Genomic DNA, 19299 nt, shown 5'->3' with positions numbered 1-19299 from the left:
ATGCCACTTTGTTGAATTTGTGAAAGCCGTTTGGCGCGTTGGAGAATAGCTATGTATGCTGTGATTAAGACGGGTGGTAAGCAATACCGTGTAAAAGAAGGCGATGTACTTAAGTTGGAATTGCTGTCTGATGAGGTTGGTAATGAGGTCAGTTTTTCTGAGGTGCTGATGATTGCTGATGGTGACAAGTTCACTTGTGGCGCACCACTTGTCAAAAATGCCGTGGTTAAGGCCGAAGTGCTTGCTCATGCCCGTCATAAGAAGATTAAAATTATTAAATTCCGTCGTCGTAAGCACCATATGAAACAAATGGGCCATCGACAATATTATACACAAGTAAAAATTACTGCGATTAGTCAGTAAGAGGGGAAAGAAATGGCTCATAAGAAAGCAGGTGGTAGTACTCGTAACGGGCGCGATTCAAATCCTAAGTACCTTGGTGTCAAGCGCTATGGTGGCCAAATGGTCAATGCAGGTGAAATTCTTGTGCGTCAGCGCGGTACTCGTTTTCACCCGGGAGAAGGTGTGGGTTGTGGCCGTGATCATACACTGTATGCATTAGTAGAAGGTACGGTACAGTTTACTGTTAAGGGTGAAAAGAACCGCAAATACGTTACTATTGTTGCTGCCCAGAAACAATAAGCAGTTTATATCTACAGAACAAAGGTGCTGTTCAGGGGGGCGTTTTTGAGGGTTTATTTTGAATTCCGCACTTCCCGTTAATCAGTATCTTAATTTTGAAATGCACAGAACAGGCCCGTAGACGGGCCTTTTTTTTGGTAATTATCATGAAATTCGTCGATGAAGCAATCATTAAGGTAGATGCCGGAAACGGCGGCCACGGTTGCCTAAGTTTCAGGCGGGAAAAATATGTTCCCCGTGGTGGTCCGGATGGTGGAGATGGCGGAGACGGCGGCAGTGTGTTCCTTGAAGGGTGTTCTAATTTAAATACCCTGGTGGATTTTCGCTATCAGCGCCATTTTAAAGCTGAAAATGGTCAGCCTGGTATGGGCGGAAATTGTACCGGAAAAAAAGGTGAGGACCGGGTTATTCCTGTACCGGTGGGAACGATGGTTTTTGACATGGATACTGGTGAGCTTCTTGGAGACATCAATGAGGCTGGAGGACGCTTGCTGGTTGCCCAGGGTGGTTTTCATGGCCTTGGAAATACTCGATTTAAAAGCAGTATAAACAGAGCGCCGCGACAAACAACGCCCGGAACACCCGGGGAGGCGCGCCATTTACGGCTGGAGTTAAGGGTATTGGCTGATGTGGGACTGCTTGGTTTACCTAATGCGGGAAAATCAACGCTTATTCGCGCAGTTTCCAGTGCAAAGCCAAAGGTGGCGGACTATCCTTTCACTACCTTGCATCCTGCACTGGGGGTTGTTAGTGTTGCTGCCCATAAGAGTTTTGTTATGGCTGATATCCCTGGTTTAATTGAAGGAGCGGCTGAGGGTGCTGGTCTTGGGCATCGTTTTCTTAAGCATTTGGCCCGTACCTGTGTTTTACTGCATGTGGTTGATGTTGCTCCTGTAGATGGGAGTAATCCCGTTGATTCTGCCCAGGCGATTATCAAAGAACTGGAGGAGTATGATCCCGCTTTATTACAAAAACCACGATGGCTGGTTTTAAATAAACTGGATTTATTGCCTGACGATAAGGCAAGGAAGGAAGCTGTCCAGGCGATTGTTGATGGGCTACAGTGGCAGGGTCAGGTTTTTTCTATTTCTGCTATCAGTGGTGAAGGCACGCAACAACTTTGCTATTCATTGATGCAGTTGATTGATGAGATGAAGGAGACGGAAGCTTAGCCATTCTGCGGCAATATGCGTGACCAGGGCACTGCGGTATGGGATTTCATGTCTTTCAGTGCCTTGCTCATGGCCTTTGCTGTACTCAATTGATAAATCTGTCCTGTCTTTTCCCTGTTGTTGATTCCAGTACTCTTTAAGCCCTCGCAGATGGAAGTGTAAGCTGTCGTTATGCTCGTTACAGAGGTTAAATTTCAGTAGGTGGTAATTGCCAGGCTGTTGAATAAGTGTTTGCAGGAGACCGCCAGTTGCTTCATCAACAATAGAAACGGGAATCTGCAATTGCAGAATTCGTTCACGCAATTGTTCGGAGGCTTTTTTTTCCGGTGGAGCGATGATAAGCGGAGCCACAATAGGTTCGATAACCTGTTTAACTTGCTCTATCAAATGATGTTTGCAGCGCACTTTAAATTCCACATACGGTGTTTCCAGACGATAGCCAGTTTGACAATCCAAGGTAGCTAACGCTTCATCAAGCTCTTGGGCGATCTGACTTTCAGCAACGCCAAATAAGCGCCACTTACATATTAATTTGTCGCTGTGTTGCTTTTGCTGGAGTAAAGGCAGGACATGATGGTTAAACATCGGCAGGCACTCATGAGGCGGGCCTGGCAGCAGAATAAAAGCTTTGCCCTGCCAGCTATAATAACATCCCATTGCTGTGCCGTTAGGGTTAGGTAAAAGGGTTGCGCCGGGTGGGAACAAGGCCTGTTGCCTGTTTCCGGGATTTAAACTTTTGGCAGACAGGTGTAGACGAGTTTGGATATGTTCAATTGCCTGAGGAAATACCGTTAGTTTGGTGTTAAGAAAACGTTGCAAGGCAAAACGGGTTCTATCGTCTGAGGTAGGTCCCAGTCCACCGATAATAATGATGGTGTCATGTTTTGATGCAAGTAATTGAATACATTCATGGATTTCGCTTTCTTTATCACTGCAAGCCATCTGTAAACCAAGAGGAATGCCTTCGCTGCTTAATGCATGGGCCAAATGGTGGCTGTTGGTGTTGAGCGTATCGCCATGAACAATTTCATCGCCTGTAGCTAGAAAAGCTATTGTCATTTTATTATCCAATATTAATCAAATTAAGCTTGCGAACATGTTGGGCATCAGGTAAAAATTGAATTCCCCATAGAGCAATCGCTGGGTTTTCACCCAGCAGGAAACGGCCGTCTGCAAGGGTTAACGGCAGCTTGTTAACTAAAATAAGATAACCATCGCAAAACCAGTTAAAAACTGCCAGATCACGTAAAAGGGTAGGCGAATTTCTAACATAATCCGGTATTTCCGTTCCTTTTAAAAGAGGATAATCTGCAACTAATGAAGCGTGAGCCGGTTCTGTGAGGGGAACAGAAACGTTAAGGGCAAGGAATCGCTGGTTTCTTGTTGCAATTCCCCGCCAACTAGTTGAACTGGCTAACTTGGGGAATACACGCAGCCTGTTGGTTTGCCAATGTTTTTTCTCAAAAAAGGTTTGGGCGGCAAGTATCGCACGATGATGCTGTACAGTATTAAACAATAAGAACAAACCCGCTATGGCAAGACCAATGAGCACTCCCAGCCGCTTTTTGTTTATAATTGTCCAGGTTATCCCTAATAGCAAAGGGATGGTAAAAAAAGGATCTATTATGGAAATAATATCCCAGCTGACTCTTTTATCTGTAAAGGGCCAATATAGTACAGTGCCGTAATGGGTAAAGGCATCAAGCAAACCATGGGTTGCATAACCAATAAGAGAGGCCAGGAAAGTAAATTGCCAATGAGGACGAAAACGCTTAAAAATCATTAAAGCCAGAGCAACCAGAGTGCCGCCAACAGGAATAAAAAAAAGCGAATGACTAAAATGGCGATGGTAAAGTAAAAATAATAACGGATCATGGGGGGAGTTAATCAGGATATCCAGGTCAGCCGCCATCCCTGCCAGGCCACCTGCGATCCAGGCATTACGCCTGTCCTGGTTATGCAAAACTGCCTGGGCACAAGCTGCACCCAGGGCACCTTGCGTAATGGGATCCATATTATGCCCGGTGGATTGTAGCCTGTGGCAGAGGAATTTCTATTCCCTCATCATCAAACTGCTGTTTGATTTTTTCCTGTAAAATGTTGCGAATTGTGGAAACATCAGCCGTATTGACCCAAATCATGAATTTAAGTTCTACAGTGGAATTAGCGAAATTGTCAATGGTGACGTAAGGAGCCGGCTCTTGCAACACCTTATCGCAACTTTCGGCAATTGCCATCAACATTGATTTCACATGGGCAATATCACATTCATAAGCAACGCCGATAATCAGGTCAATTCTGCGGGTAGCAAAGTAACTTAAGTTGGTTATTTCCGATTTAATCAAGGTTTCATTCGGTATGCGCACCAGTTTATTATCAGGCGTCTTTAACTTGGTTGACAGTAAATCAATTGAATCGACAACACCGTTGATTCCTTTTACCTCCAGGGCATCGCCAATCTTAAACGGTTGTTCAAAAAGTAAAAAAATGCCACTGATTAAATTAGAAGCAGCCGTTTGCGAGGCAAAACTAATGGCTATGGTAAATATGCCTGCGGCGCCCAATAATACTCCTAGTTTGAATCCCAGCTGCTGCAGGCTGGCAATAAAGAAGACAGTATAAAGCCCATAAAAAAGAAAACGCTTAAGTAACTGGCTCTGGTGTCTGGAAAAGTGTTTGCCAAGGGTATTTTCAGCAAAAGAAGCGATTCGCCTGGAGACAAGGTAGCCAAGGGAAAATAAACTGACAGCATAGATAAGATGCAGCAATTTATCAGGATCAAACAGTTGCATGTAATTTCTCCTCCATAATGAGTTAATTTCTTATTGCCCCCTCAACTGCTTCCTGACTATGCTTCTGCCCTGCCTTTGAGGGAATTTTTCAGGCACATATTGGGGAATGGTTCTTTACCTGTCTCAGGATGGTTATTGAGAAAGTGCTGCAAATCTTCAGGCGTACCCAGTCCCCACATTCTATCGACAGCATAGGCCTTAAACTTCATTCCATCGGCTATAGCTTCGTTATACACTGGTGCTACATAAAATTCGTTATTAACACGTATATTCTTAGCTATCATCTGTCGGGCATACCGGACATAGTCGCTGCCATGAGTCCAGTAATAAATGCCAACGGTTGCCTGATTGGAAATGACTTCCTTTTCACGCAATAACGCTACATTAGCATGTTCATCGAGACGAATATAGCTCCATTTGGGGTGAGTGCTTTCAAACGTGAGAATACCGCCATCAATGTTAGGTGCATTCATCGCGTGGAAGAAAGCACCGCTTTCCCATTCGACGTATTGATCAGAGTTTGCGATCAGTAAAGGGGCATTATTATCAATATACTCCGCAGCCAGCAGGGTACTGCAGCAGGCACCTTCTGTGATGCCATCGGTAATCACTATCTTGCAGCCTGGTGCTATAATTTTCAGCATTGATTCCAGGTGGTAAGTTTCATAATGATCGCGACGGACAATAAAAATAAAATTGGCTTCGACGTTTAGATTTTCAACTGCCAGTTGGATCATTGGCTTTTCACCAATACTAATCAGTGGCTTGGGAAAGGTGAACCCTGCAGAGACAAAGCGGCTGCCTGCCCCGGACATAGGGATTAAGACATTGAGTGTATTATCGTGCCATTTGGCTGATTTTATCTGGCGTTGCAGGTCATGGTAAATTTTAGAGAGGGTCACTTCCGCCGGGCTTTTTACAGCGCACAGATTGGCTCCAGAGGAGAGAGCGGCAGTTCGTCCTACGTAGGAGTCTTCAACGATCAGGGTTTCCTTCGGCAAGACTTTTTCTTTTATCATTGCCAGCCAGTACATTTCCGGGTGGGGTTTCGCTGAGAGAACATCCTGATTTGAAATAAAATAATCCACATATTCCATCAATCCCATCTTTAGCAAGATAAGTTTAACTGTTTCACGAATGGAATTAGAGCAAACATAAATTTTTAATCCGTCAGCCTTAAGCTGCTGAAATACCTGGATAATCTGCGGGTCGGGTTTAAGGCACTCCTCAATAACCTTAAAGGTTAATTCCTGCTTTCTTTGCCAGATTTGCTGGTGCAGGTTGCTATCTAATCCACGTTCCCTGGTGAGTAAGTTTAATTTATGCTGGGTACTGAGGCCATCGAATAGTTGCAGGTGATCTTTTTTTGATATGACGTAGCGATCATCAATTTCAGCCAATGCTCTGTTTAATGCTATAAAATGATGTTCCCGTGAATCGACCAGTACTCCATCCAAATCAAAAATAACCAGTTTGGTTCTCATGACGATACTCCATCTATATAAGGCCTTAATTCACGGCAATGCTTCATTGTTCGTGTATGCTCAGGGGGTAAGGACATATAATCCCCATAAAGCTGGGTCAGGATCACTTCGGCTTTGTTGGCAATATAAAATTCGCCTGTTTCAAAAGGGACCCGCTTTAAGGGATAGATGTCATCATAGGTGACGAGGTTGGTATTGACGCAATCATAACCATAACCCAAATAATTGTCTGGTTCATTGTTTGCTTTATCAATAATTGCCTGCAGGTTACTTTCAAGAAATGCTTTTGGTAACAGGCTGCCAATCACTCGATATAATCCTGCATGATGCCCCATGGCCAGCGTACTGTACTTATGGCGTAACAGGCGCAAGAGCTTCTTGGCTATAAATTTGTAGCGCTTGCGTTTTTTAGGGTTGGCAGGCAGCTTATCGTAGACAAAAACATCAATAAATATCCCCTGATTGTAAGGCTCGTTGCCGTTCTCATGCAGTTCAACAAAACGGCTGCCACAGTCTCTGATTTTTAGCGGGACTGATAAATTAAAATAACCAGGATCAGTATGGGCTGTTTGTAGCCATGTAGTTTTTGGTATTTCAGACGGGGCAAGACGAAGAAAAGCGTCATAACTTTCGCGGGGCATAGAAATGTCCAAATCGTCATCCCAGGGAATAAATCCCTGATGGCGAACAGCACCTAAAAGGGTGCCTCCTTCAAGCCAATAGTCTAATTTGTGTTTCACGCAAATGCTATCAATGACTTCAAGCATGCTTAACATCTTTAGTTGTGCTTGCCTTAATCGGCCATCTTGTTGTGCAGTTTCTGCTGAATACGATTGAGTTCGGTTTTCCTGACCAGCCATAAGTAACTTGCCTTGGATGAAAAAGAAATTAATTATACTCCTGCTGAATTATTTTGCGAATAATGATTTCAGGAAAGCATTGAATGAATGTCAAAGCATAATATCAGGTGGCAGTACTTCCGAAGAAGATTTTTTTTTATCAAATTCCTCTCTTTTACTTAATGTTTCATGTCCTGGAAAGAGAGAAAACTGACGGTGTTGGCTTGTTGTTTTCTGTTCTGATGAAGCGATTTTATCCACAGACAGGTCTTGGGTCGGTGTCGGTTTTGATAAATCATTAAGAAACAGCTGGTAGTCTCCGTAAAAAGAAGTTAAATATTGTTTAAGGTTGGTTGACAAAAAACCGATGGCAGAGTGGTTTTCCTGTTCAATTTCAATTAAATTTTGTGTTTCTTTTAATACTCTGATGATAATAATGATGTTAAAACCAGCAGTCAGTATTTTTTCCGTTTTATCCCAATGAGGATGTTTATCTTTATTAAAGCAGTTTTGGTCTAATGATAGCGACAGACGTGGTGTGGCATCCGCTTCCAGCGCATAGTACTGGCGTAAAATATCGGCTTCCGGACACGGGATGGCAGGGAAATTATTACCTGAGTTTTTTGAGCGGATATGGGCTTGATATTGATTGATGGATTCAATCTGGCTGATAAGTGTTTTGACAAAAAAATTAAATTGTTCAACCAGTTGCGATAGAGTAAGGGTGTTGACATCAATGAAGCTACTTTCACTGGCGGCCAGGGCGTATTGCCAGTGCTCGATTTGATCGGGGAAAAAAAGCGTTTGGTCAACCGATAAGTCCACAGCAGACTGGAGCAGATCCTGAAAATTATCCAGGCTTAATGAACGGTATAATCTCGAACGACTATTATGGGGTAGAAGATCGTTTAATTCGCTGATTTTTTTCAGTCTTGTATTAATTATTTCTGCAAAATCCTCAGAGAATTGCTGAGGATTTTCAGTTCCAAAGCGAACTTGGGAGAATGAGGGAAGGCCAAGATATACAGCAAGGTTATTTTTAGTTACCTCATCAATCAGGTTCACGGGAATTTTATTCAGTACCATGGCCATAATGCTCAAAAGCAGCTCATCATTTAATTCATTTATCAAGCCCCTCGCTTTCTCTGCAATGGCTGGGAAAAGACCAGTTATTTTCTTGTAATTGAGAAAGTAACCTTTAGTATAGCCTTTAGGGTTAAACCAGCCCTGGTATTCAAGCGGATAAAGAATATCCTTGTTATTTTCCTCATAACCAAAATGGCGAAAGGCAGCCCCGAAATCAATACGTGCAAACTGGGTAATCCGTTTGTTGGATAATTCCAGGCAAACAACGTTACCGCTATGTACACTGTAATCACCTAGCAATAATGAAATCATCAGCACCATAGACAGACCGAAATAGTTTTCACGCTCTGTCAGCAACAGGTAATAGCTTGGACCAAGAATCATCTCTATGAATGGCTCACGATCAGAACCGTCTCTGTAGCTGGTGCCGATTAATTTATGGAGTTCTGTAAATGAAACGTTGGGTTGGATAAGGCCATATGAGCCATCTTCAAATTGAATGATATCGGCACAAACAAAGGCGTTATGGTAATGTTTGGGTATTAACTCGCACTGTTTGAAAGCCTGCAGCAACAGCCCGGCAAATAGCTCTGTAAAGAGTTCTTTGAAGTCGGCCGGCTTTTTGATAAAAAACGCCTTTCCCTTCGGGTTGCGATAAAATCCATCAACCTTGTTATTATTTTTGCCGCCCTGTTTGTCTTTGTATTTTGTTAACTTGTTTCCCTGATAACTTGGCATACTTATCCAGATGTAACATCCTGATGATTATTTTCATCATTTGTCCGGGAGTTAGCAATGGATAAATGCAGTTAAATCCAGGGTTTGAGGCTAAAAAACGGAAGAAAGGCTATAGTTAGAAAGGAAGAAGTATTCTTGGGTTATATGAAAAAATCAACTATCTGCCTCAGGAATGCTGTAGGAGGGGCATAGTGATGAAGAGAGTATCATGCTTGCTTTTATTAGTTCTTTTAAGCTGTTTAAGCTGGACAAGTTTCGCCAAAGAATTTTTAGTTGGCAGCCCGGTTTTTGAACCGGATGAATATATGCCCAAGAAGTATACCTGTGAGGGTGCTGATATTTCTCCCGCCTTATTTTGGCAAAATCCGCCAAAAAATACCCGGTCATTCGTCCTGATTGTCGATGATCCGGAGGCGCAAAACGGTATATGGGTTCATTGGTTGGTATTTAACATCCCGGCTGAGGTTAGAAATCTTACCGAAGGAGAAATACCGGTAAGTGCTATAAGTGGTAAAAACAGTTGGGGTACTACAGGATACAGAGGACCTTGCCCCCCAAGTGATATCCATCGCTATTTTTTTAAGCTTTATGCGTTGGACACGTTGTTACCTTTGGGCATGGAAGCAACCAAAGAGGAGGTTGTCAATGCAATGCAAAATCATGTTATTGGCATTAGTGAATTCTCCGCACGTTATCATAAGAATTAAGTGGTGTTGGGGCATGTAATTAGGTCATGCGGGCATAGGTAACTCGCTATTAACAGGTGCTAATTGACCTGTTGACTTATGCTCATCGTTTTCTGTGAACATAATCTATTGTGATTTATCAATTTATATGTAAATTTAATATTTTTAACCGGTTCGGTAAACTTTGATCTCAGGGAGTATATCAACTAAAGTTTTATTTAAATATTTTCACGTTACCAAGGGAATGAGTGAATGAAAATTTTAAATGTAAGAGTATTAAGAGGCCCTAATTACTGGTCAAATAACAGGCAAAAATTAATCGAGATTAAACTTGATTTGGGGGCTTATGAAGAACTGCCCAGCAATTGCCTGGGCGATTTTTCCAGTAAACTTAAAGGTTTAATTCCTACCCTGTATAGCCATCGCTGCTCCCCTGGAATTGAAGGGGGATTCTTTCTGCGATTGGAAGAGGGTACCTGGTTAGGCCACGTGATTGAACATGTCGCTTTGGAACTGCAAACCCTTGCAGGGATGGATTGTGGTTTCGGCAGAACCTATAGTGCCCATGAAAAAGGAGTCTATCACGTTATATTTGCTTATGAGATAGAAAATGCGGGATTATTGGCAGGTCAGAGGGCGATTCAGATTGTGCAATCTCTGGCTGAAGGCAAAGATTATTTATTCCTGGAACGTGATCTTTCCCAATTGAGGGAATTATTTGCCGAAGGAATGTTAGGACCTAGTACCGATGCGATTGTAAAGGAAGCGCGAAGAAGAAATATCCCTGTGGCGAGATTTAAGGAGACTTCGCTAATCACTTTAGGTCAGGGTTGTTATCAAAAAAAAATCTGGGCAGCGACCTCTTCGCAAACCAGCGCTATTGCCGTTGACATCGTCGCTGATAAGGAAATGACAAAACAAATTCTGGCTTCAAGTTTTATTCCAATACCGGAAGGTTTGACTGTTGCTTCTATGGATGATTTGGATAAGGCTATCGAGCAATTAGGTTTTCCTTTGGTAATCAAGCCCCGGGATGGCAACCATGGGAGGGGAGTGACTACCAACATTCACAATAAAGAACGGGCTATATCAGCCTTTAACCTTGCCCGGAAAAGCTCGGCGAACGTCATTGCAGAACGCTTTATTGAAGGGAATGATTACCGTTTTTTGGTGATTAATCATCGGGTTGTTGCTGTAGCAAAGAGAATACCGGCAATGATTTTGGGTAATGGCATCGATAGCATACAGCAGCTTATTGAAAAAACGAATCAGGATCCAAGGCGCGGTATGTCTCACGAGAAGCCCCTTACCTCGATTAAAATCGATGAGAGTACATTATCTATTTTAGAGGACAAGCATTTGACCTTACAGAGTGTGCTGGGACAAGGAGAGTCTTTATATTTAAAAAATAGTGCCAATTTAAGCTCAGGAGGCACGGCAATTGATGTAACAGAGCAGGTTCACCCTGATAATATTCGCCTTGCAGAACGAATTTCAAGACTGGTTCAGCTTGATGTCTGTGGTATAGACATCGTTGCCCATGATATACGATCGCCAATTGATGAAAAAAAGGGTGCCGTTATTGAAGTGAATGCCGGCCCAGGCCTGCGGATGCATCTATCCCCCGGCGAGGGTAGGCCGCGAAATGTGGCTGCTCCTTTCCTGGATATGTTATACCCTGCTGCAAGTCCATGCAGGATTCCAATCGTAGCAGTAACCGGTACGAATGGAAAAACCACAGTAGTACGCCTGGTTGCCCAATTTGCCAAACAAGCCAATTATCATGTGGGCTTTACCACAACGGAAGGTATTTATATCGATGATCATTTAATCTCTCGCGGCGATTGCAGTGGGCCTCGCAGTGCGGAAGTTGTTTTAAAAGAGCCGTCAGTTAATTTTGCTGTTCTAGAGTGCGCTCGAGGGGGAATTTTACGATCAGGACTTGGATTCGATCAGTGTGACATAAGCATTATAACGAATATCAGTGAGGATCATCTCGGGCTTGATGATATTCATTCCATAGAAGATCTTGCAAGGCTTAAGGCAGTGGTTGCTTACAGCACCATGAAAAATGGCCATGCCATATTAAATGCAGATGATGATCTGGTTTATATGATTAAAGAAGAAGTACATTGCAATGTGGCCTTGTTCGCTTTGGAGGAAAGCAAGCGGATTAAAGCACACTGTAGTGATGGTGGTTTGGCTGCTTTTATAGAAGACAATCAAATTGTTATCCAGCAAGGCCCCACCCGGTATGCCCTGGCAAGGGTCAAGGATATACCGCTTACATTTAATGGTACTGCAGAGTGTATGATTAAAAATATTTTACCTGCGGTGCTTGCCGGTTTTATTGCTAAATTTCCAATTAAACGGCTTGAGCAGACGCTTGGCAGCCTTCGCCCTTCTATGGAGTATACGCCAGGCAGAATGAATGTATTCGATTTTAATGATTTTCAAGTCATTATCGATTACGCTCACAATGAAGATGCTTATATTCAACTTAAAAAATTTATTGATTCAATGGATTATAAGCGAAAGACAGGGATTATTGCTGCCTCCGGCGACAGGAAGGGAGAGGACATTCAAAAACTAGGCTATTATGCTGCACAAATTTTTGATGAGATCATTATACGGCATAATAAGGATGGCCGGGGAAGGACTAATCAACAAATTACTGATTTAATCCTGCAGGGAATTCGTTCCGTCAACCCATCTATTTCTGTCAAAGTGATTTCTAATGAGTTTGCGGCAATTCGCTACGCTATGGCAGATGCTGCACCTGATACCTTGATTTATTGCTCTGTCGACGATGTTTTTGATTCGCTTGCCTTTATGGTAGAGGAGAAGAAAGTGTTTGCAGCAAAAATGGCAAACCATGAGACATTCTCATTATGAATCCAAAAGGAAAGTTACTTATCATCGGGGGAGCCGAAGATAAGGTTGACCAGCCGCCTAGTATTATTGAGCAACGAAAAGAAGTTGCTCGCTATGAGATCTTAAATGAGCTTTTGCCCGACTGCAGGAACAAAAGAGTAGAAATTATTACCACCGGTTCAATAGTCCAGGAAGAAGTAAAAAAAACCTACCAGAAAGTTTTCCTTGAAATGGGTTATAAGAATGTAGGCTTTATGCCGATTAAGGCACGATCTGAGGCAAGGAAAAAAGATTATCTGGCCAGATCGGAGGAAGCGGGTGCTATTTTCTTTACCGGGGGTGACCAGTTCCGTATTTCAACCATATTAGGAGGGACGCCAATTGTTGAAATTATAAAACGCCGATATTTTGAGGATAGTAATTTTATCGTCGCTGGAACAAGTGCCGGAGCGATGGTGATGTCTTCGGTGATGATTACCTCCGGCGGATTGACTGAGGCATTATTATATCGGAATTTAGCGACTTCTTCGGGTCTGGGTTTATTGCCTACCTGTATTGTCGATACCCATTTCATTAAACGCGGGAGATTTGGCCGTCTTGCGCATGCCATTATTATGAACCCCGAGCAGCTTGGCATCGGCCTTGGGGAAGATACCGCCTTGATTATTAAAAATGGCTGGCAGGCAGAATGCAGGGGGTCAGGGATGGTGGTCATTATTGACGGCAGGAATATATGTCAAACCAACATTACTAATGTAAAGGAAGGTGAAGCTGTTTTTGTCGAAAATCTGAAAGTGCACCTGCTTGTCAAGGGATGTTATTTTTCACTTGAAACACGCAGTCTGGCTAACCCGGCGATGTCACCTAATTTTGAAATGGATCTGAATAAATAACTAACCTGGATACAATGATGAAAATTGCAATCGCAGTTCATGGCGGGGCAGGAGAAAATTCATTATTTCTGCAAAAAAACGGGCAGGAAACTGAAAACGGATTGGCAGAGGCCTGTCAGTCTGGCTACAGGATTTTACAGCGAGGAGGCACTGCCCTGGATGCAGTTGAGGAAGCGGTGAGGTTTCTTGAAGATAACCCCTTGTTTAACGCAGGTCGCGGTTCCGCTTTGAACGCTAAAGGCGAGGTGGAAATGGATGCCTCCATCATGGATGGCAGGAGTTTAAAAGCGGGCGCAGTATCCATGGTTCGTAATGTCAAAAACCCTGTGACGTTGGCAAGGGTTATTATGAATGAAACCAGCCATGTCCTGCTTTCAGGTTATGGTGCTTTTGATTTTGCACAACAGGAAGGGCTTTGCTTAAGACCTGATTCTTATTTTATCACTAATAATCAATATGAAGACTATGAAAATCTCCTCAACCAACAGCAAATTACTAAAATGCATGGCACTGTCGGTGCTGTCGCATTAGATCAGAAAGGTCATTTGGCTGCCGCAACCTCTACAGGAGGCACTAGCCATTGTTTGCCCGGCCGAGTCGGGGACAGTTGTATTATTGGTGCCGGTTGTTACGCCAACGATAAGGGCTGTGCCGTTTCAGGAACTGGCGAAGGAGAGTATCTTATAACCGGTGTGATTGGCCATACCATTTCGATGATGACTGAATTTGACATGCCTCTTCAACAAGCCTGCGAGCAGGTGATTCATGAGCGCAACAAAGGCAAAGGCGAGATAGGGGTTATTGCCTTGAATCCCAGGGGAGAAATTGGCATGACTTTTAATACCGAAGTCATGAAAAGAGCCTGGATTGATATAAACGGGCAGTTACATGTGGCAATTAAGTAAAGAAATTAATCGGCTACAATCTTTGATTTGATTAAACCCAGGCTGTGGCTTATAGGTTCAGCTTTTATTGGTTTGTGTTAGGGTATCCAGCTCATATAAGCTGAAGTTAGCTCTCTAAACTATCCCAAAGTTGCTTCGCACCCAATCAATTGAATTTATCGATTGTTTTTAAAGAGTGTTATGGCTGATGGCAAACAAGTCAATGAAGCGCTGCAAGTGTTGTTATTAGCAATTTCAAAAGCAGTAAAATATACTTCGCGAAAAGAGGAAGAGTATGGTTTTCATAATGGTGAGCTTGTCCACTATTGGGAAAGCACTATTGCGCCTCAAAGTTAAATGAAGCTCGCACCATGATAATCAATCAGTTATTGCCTAAGCATTTTCAAAATAATAATCTGACCAGCTTATCTAAAAAAGACAAGCGGGCAATTGAAAAAAATATTTTTGATAAGATTGAATCGCTTCAGTCTAAAGAGGCAATAAGTAAGTTTTTACAAGAATATCAGCCGGTGCTGGAGCATAAGCGCAATCCCCGGTTCGATTGGATAAGATCGACAATTTTTGGTTCTTCCAAGGACTCTAAACTCAAAGAAAAAGTGCTAGAGAAACTGGAAGAGGAAGAAAAATTGTTTAATAGCCCAGTCATCTTGTAAAAATAAACCCTCCATCGAGCCTCCTTTTCTGGAGGCCTATGGGTTTAAAGATTCAAGTTGACAGACCCAGTGCAAGCTTCATTTGCTGTCATTGACTGGCTTTCCTGATATTCTGGCAGTTCCAGTCGCTGCTGTAATTCCCTGATAACAGTTAATCTTTCATTTATATTAACAGCTTTACCAAAAAAGCTTGCCCTGGATTTTGAAAGCGAGTTGAGTTGTCTTTCTGTGGTCGACTGCAAATAATCTAATTTTACTTTCAGATGAACTAACATCTTTTCCTGAGTAAGGAAGTTCCCATACTCAAAGCTGTTGATAATTGCCAAGTAATTCTCATCTCGCGCCCAGGCACAACGCTCACAGGCAGTTTGCAGTAAGCGGCGCTTAATCTCCAATGGCTCTTGCAGGCTATTGGCCAGTTCAAGTAAACGCTTGCTATCTGTCAGTAAGGCGTCCATGATTTTTTTGTTAAAATTCCAGGCCTGGTTTTTTTGGGAGTTAGCAGGAGCTTTACTATAGGAAAAACAAAATTGACGTAAATCGCCCAGGATGCGTGGGTCATTAAAGGGTTTCTTATTATTTAACCCGCCGATACTCCATAGTAAAAGTTTAGCGTAAGCTTCCTTTCCGTAGCACACGTCAACCTGGGGGAGTTTTTGATGAGGGTGGGAGGTCTTTAATTGAGCCATTAATGAGGGTATCAGCGCTTCGTTCGGAAGTTGTTTTGTACTGAATACATAAATATGGCGCATACAGGTTGATAACGCCAGGGGATTCACTGTTTTTTTGAATTGAGTAACAGGGCAAGAGCTTCCTTCGGGTTTTTGATAGTCATATAGATGAAGAATTATTAACTTGGACACAAACATAATCAATTCGCTTGGGTTAAGAGCAATTGATTATGACTTGGTTTTATTTTTTTTTCCAGGGTCTGTGTACGTATCAGGTGCGATTAAAACTGCGGTTTTTCCTCGAAAGTTGTATTAGCCCGGATGGGTCGCTAGCAAAATGCGAGAAAATATGTTTATTATCAAACACATACCATTAATTACCACCAGCCCTGCCGCACTTAAAATCACACCCCTGGAGCTGGTTGATGACACATTCTCGATGCCTATAAAGCATGTGGCTGAATCCATCCCATGCTAAAAGCCAAAAATAGAAATAAAAATAATAGTAATGACAGACTAATACGCCAGGTTAATGCTTTTACGGCACGTTTGGTTTTTCCTTCATCACGAACCAGATAGAACAGGCCGCTGCCTAAAGCAATTAAAATAATTAACATGATAATAAGGATGATAGCTTTAGTGAACATTTGTTATACTCCCCGGTCTGACTTCAGTGCTTTTCAATCAGTAGAATCAAGATGTGGAGTTTAACCTGTTTTAATTATCGTTTCACGCTTTGTTGGCGAATGGCGGCTTTAGCAGCGGCCGCAATACTTTTTTTTACCCGTTTGGGCTTTTGGCAATTGCATCGGGCTGAAGAAAAAACACAAATGCTGACGGCTCAAGCGAGATTGGCAAAAGGAAAACCAATGAAATGGAAGGCGGGCATGGCTATGCCCGGCCAATACCAGCGGATTACCGTTGTCGGTACTTTTATGCCTGAAATTATGCTGTTAGACAATCAGCATTATCAGCATCAGTTCGGCTATAATGTGCTTACTCCCCTGTTGTTGGCTTCCGGTAATATTCTGTTGGTGGATCGCGGCTGGATTGCTGGTGATATTACCCGACAACGATTTCCTGATCCTTCTGTTCCTGCTGCTGAAATCCAGGTAAGAGGTACGGCTTATTATCCTTCAGCAAAACATTGGGTATTGGGCGAGGAAATTGAAAGGAAACGACCGAATTTAACCATCATTGAGCGGATTAACACTCCATTAATCGGTCATTTTTTGCATAAAAAAGTATATCCGTTTATTATTCGCCTCGACAAAGAAGAAGCGCATGGTTACATCCGCGAATGGCCTGTGGTAGCAATGTCTCCTGAACGCCATTATGCTTATGCCTTGCAATGGTTCGCTATTGCCTTTGTGGTATTTCTTCTCTTTATTATTTTAAATATTAAGAAACTCGATGAACATGACGCAGCGTAACTCGATGATTTTGTTATTACTGGCCTTGCTTTTTATTGCGCCGGGCATAACAGCCTATTTGTTTTATACCCACCCTCACTGGCTGGGAGCTGCCAGGACAAACAAAGGGATGTTACTGACTCCGCCCGTGCAGCTTAGCCAAAGGCAGACTGATACCAAGTGGCGTCTTGTTCTCTGGCAGCCAGAGGGTTGTGCTGGTGATTGTCTTAAGCAGTTGGATAAATTGGCGCGGATTCGCCTTGCCCTGGGTCGGCATTTGTATGAAATTGAACAATGGCTGATGTTAGGGCGCGAGCAACAGCAACTGTCCGAAGGTTTAACGGCTTCTTTCAAGGAGCAGGATATTCAGGTGCAGTATGCCTCAGAGACTGATGGGAATCAATTAAGGCTGCTAAGTTCGGATTTTCGGGTGTTTATTGCCAATCCTGAAGGCTACCTAATCCTGGCTTACGGCTTAAATGCAAAACCTGACGATATATTTCATGATATTAAGCAACTATTGAGTGTGGAAAGAAAGCGTGGATAGAGAAACCCAATTTAAATTTCTTCGCTATACGGCAAGTATAGCGCTTATCCTGGCATTGTTTGTGGTTATGCTTGGTGCTTATACGCGGTTAACCGATGCAGGTTTAGGCTGTCCGGATTGGCCTGGTTGTTATGGGCATATGGTTTTGCCCAGTGCAAATAAACAATTACAATCGGCACAAAGCAGGTACCCACATCAGCCGATAGAGTCTCGGAAAGCCTGGACAGAAATGGCTCATCGCTATGCGGCAGGTTCCCTTGGCCTGCTGATTCTATTGATGGCAGGCAGTGTATTTTGGCAACGGACACAGGGGGTAAGGGTACCTTGGCGGTTACCCTGTCTGCTCATTGCCTTGGTATTATTTCAGGCGGCCTTGGGTATGTGGACCGTGACTTTAAAGTTATTGCCTGTGGTGGTGATGGGGCATTTGCTGGGTGGAATACTCATTTTCTCCTGCCTAAGTCAGTTTCGCCTGCAGCTAAGCAGCATAGCTCCTGTTAACTTACCATCCTGGCGTTTTTGGGCAGGATTGGGATTGGCGATTGTTTTTTGTCAAATTGCTTTGGGCGGCTGGGTTAGTTCAAACTATGCAGGAATTGCCTGCATTGGTTTCCCACAATGCAATGGGCAATGGTGGCCTGCCTTGCATTTTTCCCAGGGATTCAATTTATTCTCTCCAGTGGGGGAGAATTACCAGGGCGGGGTACTGGATAATGAAGTCAGGGTGACTATCCAATACATCCATCGCTTAGGAGCTGTCCTTACCGCAATCTATATTTTCTCTTTATCTACCTTACTGGCAATCAAAGTCCAGGATAAACGCCTTCGGGTTTTTGCTTCTTTGGCGATTATGCTGGTGATGATTCAATTTGTCCTTGGAATAGCTAATGTAGTTTATTTGTTGCCTTTATGGGTGGCTGTAGCACACAATGGGATCGCCGCTTTATTGTTTGCTACGATGTTAATGATCGTTTATCTCACCCAGGGGAGGGTCTTTAATGCGCGCTAAGACTGAGTTTGATCTAAATCCACAATGGCGTGATTATGTTGAGCTTTGTAAACCACGTGTGGTAGCTCTGATGTTACTCACAGTCATTGTCGGCATGTATTTAGCGTCCCCTGGCTGGGTGCCCTTACCAACCTTGCTGGCTTCATTGGCAGGTATTGGTTTTTGTGCAGGGAGTGCGGCTGCAATTAACCACCTGGTAGACAAGCGGATTGATGCAGTCATGGCTCGTACCAGTAAACGGCCTGTGGCGCAAGGGCGCATATCGGCCAGACAGGCTTTGTCTTTTGCCGGTTTGCTGGGAATCTCCGGCCTTATTATTTTAGTGGTCTTTGTTAATAGCTTAACGGCGGTTCTTACTTTTGTGACCTTAATAGGTTATGCCGGCATATATACAGGGTATTTGAAACGAGCGACGCCCCAGAACATAGTGATAGGCGGATTAGCCGGTGCAGCGCCTCCTTTGCTTGGCTGGACTGCGGTTACCAATCAGTTGGATCCTCAGGCGCTCTTACTGGTTCTAATCATTTTTACCTGGACTCCTCCACATTTTTGGGCTTTGGCTATTTATCGTTTGGAAGAATACAGGCATGCGGAAATACCAATGTTGCCAGTAACTCATGGAATTACATTTACTAAGTTAAATATTCTTTTGTATACTATTCTGCTGTTAGTGGTCAGTATGTTGCCTTTCCTGGTTGGGATGAGTGGCTGGTTATACTTGATTGGAGCCGGTTTACTCGGCGGTCGTTTTTTATACTGGGGAATTATGCTTTTTCGCCAGGACAAGCCAGCTATTGCCATGCATACTTTTCGCTTTTCCATCGTTTATTTAATGATGTTATTTGTTTTCTTATTAATTGATCATTATACCTTCTGGAATTAAACAATCTGTTTTA

The 19299-nt window shown here is 43.1% G+C and carries 21 protein-coding genes; 13 read left to right on the top strand and 8 right to left on the bottom strand.

Going from position 1 to position 19299, the window contains the following annotated elements; translation table 11 throughout:
* The first annotated feature begins 51 nt into the window (after window positions 1-51).
* The 3 genes from rplU to cgtA all read left to right on the top strand — a co-directional run bounded on the left by rplU (window position 52) and on the right by cgtA (window position 1814).
* The gene (gene rplU, locus E1O65_RS01635) at window positions 52-363 is read left to right on the top strand and encodes a 50S ribosomal protein L21 (RefSeq protein WP_133131853.1); all 312 of its coding nucleotides are present in this window, start codon (window positions 52-54) and stop codon (window positions 361-363) included.
* A 12-nt stretch (window positions 364-375) separates the two neighbouring features.
* Window positions 376-642 (top strand): 50S ribosomal protein L27, encoded by a 267-nt coding sequence (gene rpmA / locus E1O65_RS01630; RefSeq protein ID WP_133131852.1) that lies wholly within the window; start codon window positions 376-378, stop codon window positions 640-642.
* A 146-nt stretch (window positions 643-788) separates the two neighbouring features.
* On the top strand, window positions 789-1814 hold the full coding sequence (cgtA, locus tag E1O65_RS01625; RefSeq protein ID WP_133131851.1) for an Obg family GTPase CgtA: 1026 nt from the start codon (window positions 789-791) through the stop codon (window positions 1812-1814).
* Here cgtA and E1O65_RS01620 read toward each other — a convergent pair.
* The 6 genes from E1O65_RS01620 to E1O65_RS01595 form a co-directional block, all read right to left on the bottom strand.
* Window positions 1770-2873 carry a competence/damage-inducible protein A gene (locus E1O65_RS01620; RefSeq protein WP_133131850.1) on the bottom strand — a complete coding sequence of 368 codons (1104 nt, stop codon included), beginning with the start codon at window positions 2871-2873 and terminating at the stop codon, window positions 1770-1772. The genes cgtA and E1O65_RS01620 overlap by 45 nt on opposite strands.
* A 4-nt stretch (window positions 2874-2877) precedes the next feature.
* Window positions 2878-3828, bottom strand: coding sequence for a metal-dependent hydrolase (locus E1O65_RS01615; RefSeq protein ID WP_133131849.1), 951 nt, complete (start codon window positions 3826-3828; stop codon window positions 2878-2880).
* A 1-nt stretch (window position 3829) separates the two neighbouring features.
* On the bottom strand, window positions 3830-4606 hold the full coding sequence (locus tag E1O65_RS01610) for a mechanosensitive ion channel family protein (RefSeq protein WP_133131848.1): 777 nt from the start codon (window positions 4604-4606) through the stop codon (window positions 3830-3832).
* A gap of 56 nt (window positions 4607-4662) precedes the next feature.
* Window positions 4663-6090: an HAD-IA family hydrolase gene (locus E1O65_RS01605; protein WP_133131847.1), complete on the bottom strand. Its 1428-nt coding sequence runs from the start codon at window positions 6088-6090 to the stop codon at window positions 4663-4665.
* Window positions 6087-6950, bottom strand: a complete 864-nt coding sequence (locus tag E1O65_RS01600; protein WP_133131846.1) for a LicD family protein — start codon at window positions 6948-6950, stop codon at window positions 6087-6089. Before E1O65_RS01600 ends, E1O65_RS01605 begins: the two co-directional genes overlap by 4 nt.
* Before the next feature lie 90 nt (window positions 6951-7040).
* On the bottom strand, window positions 7041-8753 hold the full coding sequence (locus tag E1O65_RS01595; RefSeq protein WP_133131845.1) for a hypothetical protein: 1713 nt from the start codon (window positions 8751-8753) through the stop codon (window positions 7041-7043).
* A gap of 194 nt (window positions 8754-8947) precedes the next feature.
* Between E1O65_RS01595 and E1O65_RS01590 the strand changes: the two genes are divergently transcribed.
* From E1O65_RS01590 to E1O65_RS01570, 6 genes are all read left to right on the top strand, one after another.
* Entirely contained in the window at window positions 8948-9460 is a 513-nt protein-coding gene (locus E1O65_RS01590) for a YbhB/YbcL family Raf kinase inhibitor-like protein (protein ID WP_133131844.1), read from the top strand.
* 231 nt (window positions 9461-9691) lie between these two features.
* Window positions 9692-12334: a cyanophycin synthetase gene (gene cphA / locus E1O65_RS01585; protein WP_133131843.1), complete on the top strand. Its 2643-nt coding sequence runs from the start codon at window positions 9692-9694 to the stop codon at window positions 12332-12334.
* Window positions 12331-13206: a cyanophycinase gene (locus E1O65_RS01580; protein ID WP_133131842.1), complete on the top strand. Its 876-nt coding sequence runs from the start codon at window positions 12331-12333 to the stop codon at window positions 13204-13206. Before cphA ends, E1O65_RS01580 begins: the two co-directional genes overlap by 4 nt.
* A gap of 14 nt (window positions 13207-13220) precedes the next feature.
* Entirely contained in the window at window positions 13221-14111 is an 891-nt protein-coding gene (locus E1O65_RS01575) for an isoaspartyl peptidase/L-asparaginase (RefSeq protein ID WP_133131841.1), read from the top strand.
* Window positions 14112-14291: 180 nt separating this feature from the next.
* A complete protein-coding gene (locus tag E1O65_RS12520) occupies window positions 14292-14447 on the top strand; it encodes a hypothetical protein (protein WP_165474871.1) in 156 nt (51 codons plus the stop codon).
* A gap of 14 nt (window positions 14448-14461) precedes the next feature.
* Window positions 14462-14764: a hypothetical protein gene (locus tag E1O65_RS01570; RefSeq protein WP_133131840.1), complete on the top strand. Its 303-nt coding sequence runs from the start codon at window positions 14462-14464 to the stop codon at window positions 14762-14764.
* Window positions 14765-14808: 44 nt separating this feature from the next.
* Here E1O65_RS01570 and E1O65_RS01565 read toward each other — a convergent pair whose 3' ends face one another.
* Both E1O65_RS01565 and E1O65_RS01560 read right to left on the bottom strand, forming a co-directional pair.
* Window positions 14809-15627, bottom strand: a complete 819-nt coding sequence (locus tag E1O65_RS01565) for a hypothetical protein (RefSeq protein ID WP_133131839.1) — start codon at window positions 15625-15627, stop codon at window positions 14809-14811.
* A gap of 251 nt (window positions 15628-15878) precedes the next feature.
* Complete coding sequence (locus E1O65_RS01560; protein WP_133131838.1) at window positions 15879-16082, bottom strand: twin transmembrane helix small protein; 204 nt, start codon at window positions 16080-16082, stop codon at window positions 15879-15881.
* Window positions 16083-16133: 51 nt separating this feature from the next.
* On the opposite strand from E1O65_RS01560, the gene E1O65_RS01555 reads away from it, so the two are divergent.
* From E1O65_RS01555 to cyoE, 4 genes are read left to right on the top strand one after another with little or no spacing between them, the layout of a single operon-like run.
* Entirely contained in the window at window positions 16134-16868 is a 735-nt protein-coding gene (locus tag E1O65_RS01555) for an SURF1 family protein (RefSeq protein ID WP_133131837.1), read from the top strand.
* Entirely contained in the window at window positions 16849-17394 is a 546-nt protein-coding gene (locus E1O65_RS01550; RefSeq protein WP_133131836.1) for a hypothetical protein, read from the top strand. The genes E1O65_RS01555 and E1O65_RS01550 overlap by 20 nt, the downstream gene beginning before the upstream one ends.
* Window positions 17387-18403: a COX15/CtaA family protein gene (locus E1O65_RS01545; protein WP_242601508.1), complete on the top strand. Its 1017-nt coding sequence runs from the start codon at window positions 17387-17389 to the stop codon at window positions 18401-18403. Before E1O65_RS01550 ends, E1O65_RS01545 begins: the two co-directional genes overlap by 8 nt.
* A complete protein-coding gene (gene cyoE / locus E1O65_RS01540) occupies window positions 18393-19286 on the top strand; it encodes a heme o synthase (protein ID WP_133131835.1) in 894 nt (297 codons plus the stop codon). The genes E1O65_RS01545 and cyoE overlap by 11 nt, the downstream gene beginning before the upstream one ends.
* Window positions 19287-19299: the final 13 nt, after the last annotated feature.

The sequence above is a fragment of the Legionella sp. W10-070 genome (genome assembly GCF_900640175.1).
Taxonomy (GTDB): domain Bacteria; phylum Pseudomonadota; class Gammaproteobacteria; order Legionellales; family Legionellaceae; genus Tatlockia.
This window is presented reverse-complemented; position numbering and strand designations above follow the sequence as displayed.